Origin of the sequence: Kitasatospora sp. NPDC088391, from assembly GCF_044753345.1 — a bacterium.
Classification (GTDB): Bacteria; Actinomycetota; Actinomycetes; order Streptomycetales; family Streptomycetaceae; genus Kitasatospora.
The window spans coordinates 942321-952777 of record NZ_JBIVNB010000003.1; the positions used below are offsets into that span (position 1 = coordinate 942321).

Annotated in this window: 12 protein-coding genes; 8 read left to right on the top strand and 4 right to left on the bottom strand. The window is 71.2% G+C overall.

From position 1 onward, the window contains the following. Positions 1 to 84 precede the first annotated feature (84 nt). Positions 85 to 711, top strand: a complete 627-nt coding sequence (locus ACIQBJ_RS13030) for an SMI1/KNR4 family protein (RefSeq protein WP_400708077.1) — start codon at positions 85 to 87, stop codon at positions 709 to 711. Between the two features lie 121 nt (positions 712 to 832). On the opposite strand, the gene ACIQBJ_RS13035 is transcribed toward ACIQBJ_RS13030, so the two are convergent. Then, entirely contained in the window at positions 833 to 1249 is a 417-nt protein-coding gene (locus tag ACIQBJ_RS13035; protein WP_400708079.1) for a hypothetical protein, read from the bottom strand. A 66-nt stretch (positions 1250 to 1315) separates the two neighbouring features. Beyond that, positions 1316 to 1804, bottom strand: a complete 489-nt coding sequence (locus ACIQBJ_RS13040; protein WP_400708081.1) for a hypothetical protein — start codon at positions 1802 to 1804, stop codon at positions 1316 to 1318. A 368-nt stretch (positions 1805 to 2172) separates the two neighbouring features. On the opposite strand from ACIQBJ_RS13040, the gene hemL reads away from it, so the two are divergent. The 7 genes from hemL (at position 2173) to ACIQBJ_RS13075 (ending at position 9105) form a co-directional block, all read left to right on the top strand. After that, a complete protein-coding gene (hemL, locus tag ACIQBJ_RS13045; RefSeq protein WP_400708083.1) occupies positions 2173 to 3513 on the top strand; it encodes a glutamate-1-semialdehyde 2,1-aminomutase in 1341 nt (446 codons plus the stop codon). 71 nt (positions 3514 to 3584) lie between these two features. Next, positions 3585 to 4235 carry a histidine phosphatase family protein gene (locus ACIQBJ_RS13050; protein WP_400708166.1) on the top strand — a complete coding sequence of 217 codons (651 nt, stop codon included), beginning with the start codon at positions 3585 to 3587 and terminating at the stop codon, positions 4233 to 4235. A gap of 151 nt (positions 4236 to 4386) precedes the next feature. Next, the gene (locus tag ACIQBJ_RS13055) at positions 4387 to 4986 is read left to right on the top strand and encodes a TlpA family protein disulfide reductase (RefSeq protein ID WP_400708085.1); all 600 of its coding nucleotides are present in this window, start codon (positions 4387 to 4389) and stop codon (positions 4984 to 4986) included. Between the two features lie 59 nt (positions 4987 to 5045). Further along, entirely contained in the window at positions 5046 to 5759 is a 714-nt protein-coding gene (locus ACIQBJ_RS13060; protein WP_400708168.1) for a cytochrome c biogenesis CcdA family protein, read from the top strand. 2 nt (positions 5760 to 5761) lie between these two features. Then, a complete protein-coding gene (locus tag ACIQBJ_RS13065; RefSeq protein ID WP_400708087.1) occupies positions 5762 to 7519 on the top strand; it encodes a cytochrome c biogenesis protein ResB in 1758 nt (585 codons plus the stop codon). A gap of 3 nt (positions 7520 to 7522) precedes the next feature. Beyond that, positions 7523 to 8644, top strand: coding sequence for a c-type cytochrome biogenesis protein CcsB (gene ccsB / locus ACIQBJ_RS13070; RefSeq protein WP_400708089.1), 1122 nt, complete (start codon positions 7523 to 7525; stop codon positions 8642 to 8644). Between the two features lie 56 nt (positions 8645 to 8700). Beyond that, positions 8701 to 9105 carry a hypothetical protein gene (locus ACIQBJ_RS13075; protein ID WP_400708091.1) on the top strand — a complete coding sequence of 135 codons (405 nt, stop codon included), beginning with the start codon at positions 8701 to 8703 and terminating at the stop codon, positions 9103 to 9105. Positions 9106 to 9170: 65 nt separating this feature from the next. Here ACIQBJ_RS13075 and ACIQBJ_RS13080 read toward each other — a convergent pair whose 3' ends face one another. Next, positions 9171 to 9371 carry an acyl-CoA carboxylase epsilon subunit gene (locus ACIQBJ_RS13080; RefSeq protein WP_400708093.1) on the bottom strand — a complete coding sequence of 67 codons (201 nt, stop codon included), beginning with the start codon at positions 9369 to 9371 and terminating at the stop codon, positions 9171 to 9173. Between the two features lie 57 nt (positions 9372 to 9428). Next, positions 9429 to 10457: acyl-CoA carboxylase subunit beta (locus tag ACIQBJ_RS13085; RefSeq protein ID WP_400708095.1), on the bottom strand; the 1029-nt coding region annotated here is incomplete at its 5' end.

The following is a 10457-nucleotide window of genomic DNA, read 5'->3' on the forward strand; positions in this document are numbered from 1 at the left end:
GCCCGCCGACCCGATCGAACCCGACCGCCCAACGGTCCGACCCGGTCCCGCCCGAACACCCGACTACCGCCCGGACGAACAGATATGACCGACCGTGACCTCTCCCGTCCGTGGCCCGCGCTGCTCCAGGAGTGGAGCCGCCTCTGGCTGTCCCCCGACGCGCACGAAGAGGTGGAGCGACGCTTCCCGCCGGAGGCGCACGCGACCGGCTGGTTCGGGACGGACGGCGCGACCGAAGCCGACATCGAGGCGCTGGAACGCCGACTCGGAACCCGACTGCCGCCCAGCTACCGCGAGTTCCTCGCCGTGAGCAACGGCTGGTCGCACGTGGACGACATCCAGGGGCCACTCCTCCCCACCCAGCAGGTCGGCTGGCTCCGCGACCTCGACCCGGACCTGGTGGAGTGCTGGAGCAACCGCGAGGACGACCCGGCGATCCCCGACGAGGAGTACCTGCGCTACGACGAGGACCAGGAGAGCGAAACAGTCCGCGGGGAGTACTTCCGCACCGCCCTGCGGATCAGCGAGTGGGGCGACAGCGCCCTGCTCATGCTCAACCCGGCCGTCGTCAACCCCCAGGGCGAATGGGAAGCCTGGGCATTCGCCCGCTGGTACCCCGGCGCGTACCGCCAGCCCTCCTTCTGGGACCTCATGGTCCACCTGATCAAGTCCGACCACCCGGACGCGGACTGGCCCCGACTCGGCCTCTGACCACAGGGCTCAGTGCAGGTCGACGGTGAACGGGTGGCCGCGGTCGGCCGGGCGGGCGTGCGCGGGTGGTCGAGGTGCCAGGTCGGCCAGCCGCCGAGCTTCCAGCCGGGCACCCGGGTGATCACGTCCTTGCCCCCGGGCCGGTTTCCTGCACCAACTGCTCCAGCGCGGGCCGCAGTTCGGTGGGCAGCTCCTCGCGGTACGGGAAGTCCACCAGCTGATCGACCGTCAGGACGCAGGGCTCCGGCAGGTATTCGGGCTCGTGGAACTCCGGCGGTTCGGGCGCCTCCGCCAACGGCCGGCCGAGCAGCTCGGCGGCCCGTCGCCAGCGCAACTCCACCACGGGCGCACAGTCGGCCTGCGGGGCGGGCGGGTCCCAGTGCTCGATCGGACACCACAGCACCTGCAACAGATCCACGCCCTCCGGCCACCACGGACCGGGCACGTCCCCGGAACGGAACTGCGCCACCGGCACCATCACCACCCCGTCCCCCTCGTGCGGCCCGTCCCCCTCGTGCGGCCCGTCCTCCTCCCGCACAGGACACACCGGCCACCCGCACCAGCGAGCGCCGAGGCTACCGCCGCCCCGCGACAGCGCCGGGGGTCAGGGCCAGACGAGGCAGTAGAGCTGGTGGCCGGCCTCGTGGAGGCGGCCGGCGAAGTCCTGCCACTCGTGGAGCATCTGGTAGATGACGAAGGCGTCCCGGGGGCCGCGGCGGTCGGGGACGGTGGACCAGATGAAGGCGGCGGCGCCGAGTTCGGTCTCGTCGGCCTTGCGGAGGGGCTCGACCACGGTGTGGGGGAGTTGGACGACCGCGTAGTCGGGGTGCAGGACGACCAGTTCGAGCGGGGGGACCTGGTGGAGCGGGACGCCCTGGATGCCGGTGAGGACCATCGCGCTCATGGTCTCGGGCTTGATCTTGGTGGAGAGGTGCCCGTTGCCGGAGCCGCTGGTCTCCATCAGGTCGCCGAGCCGGCCGAGGGCGCCGAGTTCGCCGGCGTCGAGGCCGAGGCCGCCCGGGCCGAGCGCGGTGGGGACTCTGGCGGCGGTGGCTCGGTCGGGTGCGCCGAAGTACTTGTAGGTGACCCCCACTCTGCCCTCGCCCCTCCTCTGCCGGCCCGCTCCCGTACCCCCGCCGGTCCCGCGCGGCCTGCGGGTACGCTCCGCAGCCTCGTCGAAGCCGTCCTGCCTCTCGGACACTCGGACCATCCTCACCGGAACTCGCCGGAATCGACAGACCCCCGCATGCTCGGTGTCCCTCCGAACATGCCCCTTACCCCGCCTGCCGGCGTGCTACACGAGCGTGCGCCTACCTGACCTTACCTTTGCCACAGCCAGTGAGGGGAGCAGCACACGGATCATCGTTCCAGATGATCGGGCCCGACATGCAGAACGCCAGGACACGATTTGAGACCATGTGCGGGTAAGAGAGGCTCCAGGCCACCCCGCGGACCCAACGGATGAGCGAGCAGATGAGCTACCCGTACGAAGCACCCCACTCCCAGTCGCTCTTCGAGCGCGCGCTGGAGGTCACCCCCGGCGGCGTCAACTCGCCGGTGCGGGCCTTCCGCGCGGTCGGCGGCACGCCCCGCTTCATGGTGTCCGGCGCCGGGCCGTACCTGACCGACGCGGACGGCCGCGAGTACGTGGACCTGGTGTGCTCCTGGGGTCCGATGCTGCTCGGGCACGCCCACCCGGCGGTGATCGACGCGGTGCAGCGGGCCGTCGCCCACGGCACCTCCTTCGGCACGCCCGGCCAGGGCGAGGTGGAGCTGGCGGAGGAGATCGTCGCCCGGATCGCCCCGGTCGAGCAGGTCCGCCTGGTCTCCAGCGGCACCGAGGCCACCATGTCGGCGATCCGGCTGGCCCGCGGCTTCACCGGCCGCGCGAAGGTGGTGAAGTTCGCCGGTTGTTACCACGGTCACGTCGACGCCCTGCTGGCCGCCGCCGGTTCCGGCGTCGCCACCTTCGGCCTGCCGGACACCCCCGGCGTGACGGGCGCGCAGGCCGGCGACACCATCGTGCTCCCGTACAACGACCTGAGTGCGGTGCAGGAAGCCTTCGCCGCCCACCCCGGCGAGATCGCCTGCGTGATCACCGAGGCGTCGCCCGGCAACATGGGCGTCGTCCCGCCGCTGCCCGGCTTCAACCGCGGCCTGGCCGAACTCTGCCGCGCCGACGGCGCGTTGTTCATCTCCGACGAGGTGATGACCGGCTTCCGGGTCTCCAAGGCCGGCTGGTACGGCCTGGAGGCCGCGCACGAGGGCTGGGCGCCCGACCTGCTGACCTTCGGCAAGGTGATGGGCGGCGGCTTCCCGGCCGCGGCCTTCGGCGGCCGCGCCGACGTGATGGCGCACCTCGCCCCGGCCGGCCCGGTCTACCAGGCCGGCACCCTCTCCGGGAACCCGATCGCCACCGCCGCCGGCCTGGCCCAGCTGCGGCACTGCACCGACGAGGTGTACGCGACGGTCGACCGGGTCGCCGCCGAGGTGTCCGGCCTGGTCACCGCCGCGCTCGCCAAGGAGGGCGTGGCGCACCGGCTGCAGACCGCGGGCAACATGTTCTCGGTCTTCTTCACCGACCGGCCGGTGACGAACTACGACGAGGCGCGCACCCAGCAGGCGTTCCGCTTCAACCCGTTCTTCCACTCGATGCTGAGCCAGGGCGTCTACCTGCCGCCGTCGGCCTTCGAGTCCTGGTTCGTCTCCGCCGCGCACGACGAGCGCGCGATCGAGCGGATCGCCGCCGCCCTGCCCGCCGCCGCCCGCGCCGCCGCCGAGGCCACCGAGGAGTCCAAGTGACCGAGAGCAAGACCGACAGCCAGCAGGACAGCCAGAAGGACAGCAACAAGGACATCACCGTCGTCCACGTGATGCGGCACGGCGAGGTGCACAACCCGGAGGGCGTGCTGTACGGCCGCCTGCCGGACTACCACCTGTCCGAGCTGGGCCGGCAGATGGCCGAGCGGGTGGCCGACCACCTGAAGGACCGCGACATCACGTACGTGGTGGCCTCCCCGCTGGAGCGGGCCCAGGAGACCGCCGAGCCGATCGCCAAGGCGCACGGGCTGGACGTGGCGGCCGACCCGCGGCTGATCGAGGCGGAGAACATCTTCGAGGGCAAGACCTTCGGCGTCGGCGACGGCTCGCTGCGCAACCCCTCGTACTGGAAGTACCTGACCAACCCGTTCAAGCCGTCCTGGGGCGAGCCGTACATCGACCAGGTGGTGCGGATGATGGGCGCGATCGCCGGGGCCCGGGACGCCGCGCGCGGGCACGAGGCGGTCTGCGTCAGCCACCAGCTGCCGATCTGGATCCTGCGCTCCTTCGCCGAGCGGCAGCGGCTCTGGCACGACCCGCGCCGTCGGCAGTGCTCGCTGGCCTCGCTGACCAGCTTCACCTTCGAGGGCGACCGGATCGTCTCGATCGGCTACCGCGAGCCGGCCCGCGACCTGCTGCCGGCCCACCTGGTCGGCAAGGGGAAGAAGGGCGACAAGCCGGTCGGGAAGAGCTTCGGGGCGTAGCTCGCGCCGGGGCCCGGAGGGTAAGGGCCACAGTCGGCGAAATGCCCGAATTAAGACGATCATAAGCGGAGAAAGCGCAGGTCAAGGGGGGTTCGGTCGACAGTGCCGGACCCCCCTCAAACGGGCCGCGGAGCCATGCGAAACTTTTCACATGTCACGGACGTCCAGCCGCCGCATCCGCCTCACCGCCGCCCTCGGCGCGGCCACCGCACTGGTCCTCGCCGGGTGCAGCAGCTCCGGAACCGGGAGCAGTGAGGGCGGTGTGGGCTTCGTCACCGGCAAGGGCGGCATCGACACCGCCCCGGCCGGCAAGCGCACCGACGCCCCCGACATCACCGGCACCTCGCTGGACGGCAGCGGCGCGCTGAAGCTCGCCGACTACCGCGGCAAGGTGGTCGTCCTGAACATCTGGGGCTCCTGGTGCAGCCCCTGCCGGGCCGAGGCCAAGGGCCTGCAGGCGGCGGCCGAGAAGTACGGCGACCGGGCCCAGTTCCTCGGCATCAACACCCGGGACACCGACCCGGCCAACGCCGTCGCGTTCGAGAAGAACTTCGGGGTGACCTACCCGAGCATCTACGACCCGGACGGCAACCAGATCCTCAAGTTCCCCAAGGGGAGCCTGAACCCGCAGTCCATTCCGACCACCATCGTGATCGACCGGGACGGCAGGCTGGCCGCCCGGGCGATGCGCGCGCTGTCCACCGAGGACCTCGACAAGATGATCGAACCGGTCCTGGCGGAGTCGAAGTGAGCACTCCGCTCGCGGCCGGCGTCGGCTACAACGAGACCGTCGGCAGCGGCGCGCTGCTGATGGCACTGCCGATCGCGGTCGCCGCCGGCCTGGTCTCGTTCTTCTCGCCCTGCGTCCTCCCGCTGGTGCCCGGCTACCTCAGCTACGTCACCGGCTTCTCCGCCGCCGACCTCTCCGACGCCAAGGGCGCCCGGCGCGGCCGGATGCTGGCCGGCGCGGTGCTGTTCGTGGCGGGTTTCGCGGCGGTGTTCATCTCCGGCGGCGCGCTGTTCGGCTCCTTCGGGGAGACCCTGCAGGAGCACCGCCGGGTGCTGTCGATCGTGATGGGCGTGCTCACCGTGCTGATGGGCCTGGCCTTCATGGGCCTGCTGCCCGGCTTCACGATGCGCGAGCTGCGCAGCCACCGCCGCCCGGCGATCGGCCTGGCCGGGGCCCCGCTGCTCGGCCTGGTGTTCGGCATCGGCTGGACGCCGTGCATCGGCCCGACCCTGGCCGCGATCCAGTCGCTGGCCTTCAATCAGGCCAGCGCCGGGCGCGGCGCGCTGCTGATGGCGGCCTACTGCCTCGGCCTCGGCGTACCGTTCGTCCTGGCCGCGCTGGCGTTCCGCCGGGCGCTCGGCGCCTTCGGCTGGGTCAAGCGCCACTACCAGTGGGTGATGCGGATCGGCGGCGGCATGCTCGTCGCGGTCGGCCTGGCCCTGGTGACGGGGGTGTGGGACGCGCTGGTCAACCAGCTCCAGTACCTCACCCAGAACTTCTCGATCGGAATCTGACCGTGAGCGACACGAAGACCAGTCCGCCGCCGGCCGACGCCGCGGACGAACCCGACGTCGAACGGCTCAGCAGCGCGCCGGAGGAGAACGACGCCGCCCCGGTCGGCATAGGCGTGTTCGGCTGGCTGCGCTGGTTCTGGCGGCAGCTGACCTCGATGCGGGTCGCCCTGCTGCTGCTGTTCCTGCTCTCGCTGGCGGCGATCCCCGGCTCGCTGGTGCCGCAGAACACCAACGCCTTCAAGGTCGCCGAGTGGAAGAACTCCCACAAGGGCGTCGCCCCGCTCTTCGAGAAGCTCCAACTCTTCGACGTCTACAGCTCGGTGTGGTTCTCCGCGATCTACATCCTGCTGTTCCTCTCGCTGGCCGGCTGCATCCTCCCGCGCACCTGGCAGTTCGTCGGCGTGCTGCGCGCCGCGCCGCCGGCCGCGCCGCGCAACCTGACCCGGATGCCGGTCTACGCGGCCTGGCACACCGACGCCGCCCCGGACGCGGTGAACGCCGCCGCGCACCGGCTGCTGAAGAAGCGCGGCTTCCGCACCCACCTCGGCACCGGCTCGGTCGCCGCCGAGAAGGGCTACCTGCGCGAGGTCGGCAACCTGCTCTTCCACTTCGCGCTGTTCGCCCTGCTGGCCGGGTTCGCCTGGGCCAGCCTGGCCAGCGGCTCCGGCACCAAGATCGTGCTGGAGGGCCAGGGCTACTCCAACACCACCACCCAGCTCGACGACTTCACCGGCTCCCGGTTCTACGGCGTCGACGACCTGGACGCCTTCGGCTTCAAGCTGGACGGCTTCACCGCCGACTTCCAGACCCAGGGCCCGGCGGCGGGCACCGCCAAGGAGTTCGTCGCCAACGTCCGCTACTGGGACGGCGCCGACGCGTCCAAGCAGAAGAACGCCCGGATCGAGGTCAACCACCCGCTGGAGGTGGGCGACTCCAAGGTCTTCCTCACCGCGCACGGCTTCGCCCCGGTGGTCACCGTCCGGAACGCCAAGAACGAGGTCGTCTACCGCGGCCCGACGACCTTCCTGCCGCGCGACTCCAACGTCACCTCGTTCGGCGTGATCAAGGTCAACGACTACGGCACCGGCCCGCAGGGCGAGAAGACCCAGCTCGCCTTCCAGGGCTTCTTCCTGCCCACCGCCGCGGCCAGCTTCGACCGGACCGGCCCGATCTCGGTCTTCCCCGCCGCCGCCGACCCGCGGCTGGTGATCAACATGTACGCCGGCGACCTGCGCACCGACAGCGGCCTGCCGCAGAACGTGTACGAGCTGGACGACAAGGCGATGACCAAGATCCAGCTGAACGGCCAGCCGGCCACCGCGATCCTCAAGGTCGGCGAGGGCTGGCAGCTGCCCGAGGGCTACGGCAGCCTCACCTTCGACGGCTACCAGCAGTGGGCCAACTTCACCGTCTCGCACCGCCCCGGCAACGCGGTCGCGCTGATCGGCGCGGTCACCGCGATCCTCGGCCTGATCGGCTCGCTGTTCGTCCAGCGCCGCCGGATCTGGGTCCGGGCGGTGGCCGCCCCCGACGGCCGCACCCTGGTCGAGGTGGCCGGGCTGGGCCGCAGCGAGTCCGCCCGCACCGCCGAGGAACTCGCCGAGCTGGCCGTCGACCTCCAGGACGACGCCCCGGCGGCCGAGGAACCGGCCGACGAACCGGCTGAGCCCGACCGTCCCGACCGTCCCGAAGACGCCGCACCGGCCGCCGCCGAACCCCCGGCCGCAGCCGTCCCCACCGCCCCGGAAACCAAGGAGTAGACGGTGCTGCTCGCACAGGTCAACACCCAGTTGGCCCAGACCTCCAACAACCTGATCTACTCGGCGATGGCCGTCTACACCCTGGCCATGTTCGCCCAGATGATCGAGTGGACGTTCGGCGCCAAGGGCGGCGTCGCGGTCCGCTCCGCGCAGCAGAGCACCCTGGCCGAGACGGTCGCCGAGTCCGCCGACGCGGCGAAGGGCGTCCGCAAGGTCACCGTCACCGTCGCCGCCCAGGGCGGCGGCACCACCACCCTCACCCGCACCGCGCTCGCCGACGCCGGTGCCACCACCGTCACCAGCGGCCGCGGCGACGGCGCCCCCGCCGACGGGCCCGGCCCGGCCGGCACCAGCGAGAAGGCCGACCTGGCCGGCCGGATCGCGGTCTCGCTCACCGTCCTCGGCCTGCTCCTGCACGTCGGCGGCGTGGTCACCCGCGGCCTGTCGGTGATGCGCTGGCCGTGGGGCAACATGTACGAGTTCTCGTGCGCCTTCGCCCTGATGATGGTCGCCACCTACGTCGCCATGCTGGCCGCGAAGAAGAACGTCCGCTGGCTCGGCCTGCCCGTGGTGATCGCCGCCCTGCTGTTCCTCGGCATCGCGGTGACCGTCCTCTACACCGACTCCGAGCAGCTCGTCCCCGCCCTGCACTCGTACTGGCTGGGCATCCACGTCTCCACCGCGATCATCTGCGGCGGCGCCTTCTTCGCGGCCTTCATCGCGACCGGCACCTACCTGCTCAAGGACCGCTACGAGCACCGCGTCGCGGCCGGACTGACCGTCCGCGCCGCCAACTTCATGGACCGGCTGCCCGCCTCCGGCACCCTGGACAAGCTCTCCTACCGGATCAACGCCCTGGTGTTCCCGCTCTGGACGTTCACCATCATCGCGGGCGCGATCTGGGCCGAGGCCGCCTGGGGCAAGTACTGGGAGTGGGACCCGAAGGAGACCTGGTCCTTCATCACCTGGGTCGCCTACGCCGCCTACCTGCACGCCCGGGCCACCGCTGGCTGGCGCGGCCGCAAGGCCGCCTACCTGGCGCTGCTCGCCTTCGCCTGCTGGCTCTTCAACTACTACGGCGTCAACATCTTCGTCACCGGCAAGCACTCCTACGCCGGCGTCTGACGCCCCCTCACCACCTACCCACCCACGCACCACGAAGTCGCGAGGAGGGCCGCACCATGGAGTGCGACGAGGTCATCATGACCGTCCGAATCACCGCAGCGGAACGCACGCTGCTGCGACGGCTCGCCCAGGGCCACCACAGTGACGTCTCCGAAGTCGTCGCCGACGGGCTCCTGGACGTCCTGCCCACCCTGCACTGCCCGGCGGACGCCCACCGGCTGCTCGCCGCCATCACCACCCCGGCGCCGTGCGCCCTGACCGTCTGGCTCCCCACGGAGCTGGCCGACCTGCTCACCATCGCCACCGCGCGGATCGCCCACTCCACCGGCGTCCGCCTCGGCTCCTCCTGCATCATGCTGGGAGCCGCGGTCCGCCTCTGGCTGGCCCAGGACCCGCAACGCCTGGCCGCCAACCTCACCACCATGCACGCGGGCCGCCACCCGGCCCTCGCGGCGGCGTAGGGCGCACGGGAACGCGCGAAGTCAGGGGTCCGGGAGCTGCGCGCTCCCCGTGGCCCCTGACCGTGTCACGCCGCCTGCTGCCAGCTGACCGGCGAGAAGTAGGCCGGGCGGCGCTCGACGCGCGACCAGGTGGCGATGGGCTCGACGGCCGGGGCGGCCGCCGCGTGGGTGGCGGCCGCGGCGCGGGCCGCCAGGACGGCGGTGAGGGCGGCCAGTTCTTCGGCGTTCAGAGTGCCGCGGACGATGCGGACGAGAGGTTCGCTCATGGTTCCTTTTCTCCCCCAGGCTGAAGTCTGAATGGTTTCGGCGTGCTTGACGGGCCGTTACATCGGCGGGTTGCCGTGCTTCCGGCTCGGCAGGTCGGCGTGCTTGGTGCGGAGCATCGCCAGGGAGGAAGCGAGAACGGCTCGGGTTTCGCTGGGGTCGATCACGTCGTCCACGAGGCCGCGCTCGGCCGCGTAGTACGGGTGCATCAGTTCGCTCTTGTACTCCTTGATCTTCTGCGCGCGCATCGCCTCGGGGTCCTCGGCCCCGTTGATGTCGCGGCGGAAGATGACGTTCGCGGCGCCCTCGGCGCCCATCACGGCGATCTCGTTGGTGGGCCAGGCGAAGGACAGGTCCGCGCCGATCGAGCGGGAGTCCATCACGATGTACGCGCCGCCGTACGCCTTGCGCAGGATCAGCTGGATGCGCGGCACGGTGGCGTTGCAGTACGCGTACAGCAGCTTCGCGCCGTGCCGGATGATGCCGTCGTGCTCCTGGTCGACGCCGGGCAGGAAGCCGGGCACGTCCAGCATGGTGACCAGCGGGATGTTGAAGGCGTCGCACATCTGCACGAAGCGCGCGGACTTCTCGCTGGCGTTGATGTCGAGGACGCCGGCCAGCGACTGCGGCTGGTTGGCGATGATGCCGACCACGTGGCCGTCGATCCGGGCCAGCGCGCACAGCACGTTGGTGGCCCAGCGCTCGTGGACCTCCAGGTACTCGCCGTGGTCGACGATCTCCTCGATCACCTTGCGCATGTCGTACGGGCGGTTGCCGTCGGCGGGCACCAGGTCGAGCAGCGACTCGTTGCGGCGGTCCACCGGGTCGTCGTTGGGGACGGTCGGCGGCATCTCGCGGTTGTTCTGCGGCAGCAGCGACAGCAGGTAGCGCACCTCTTCGATGCAGGACTGCTCGTCGTCGTAGACGAAGTGCGAGACGCCCGACACCGAGGAGTGGACGTCGGCGCCGCCGAGGCCGTTCTGGGTGATCTTTTCGCCGGTGACGGCCTGGACGACGTCGGGGCCGGTGATGAACATCTGCGAGGTCTCGCGGACCATGAACACGAAGTCGGTCAGGGCGGGGCTGTA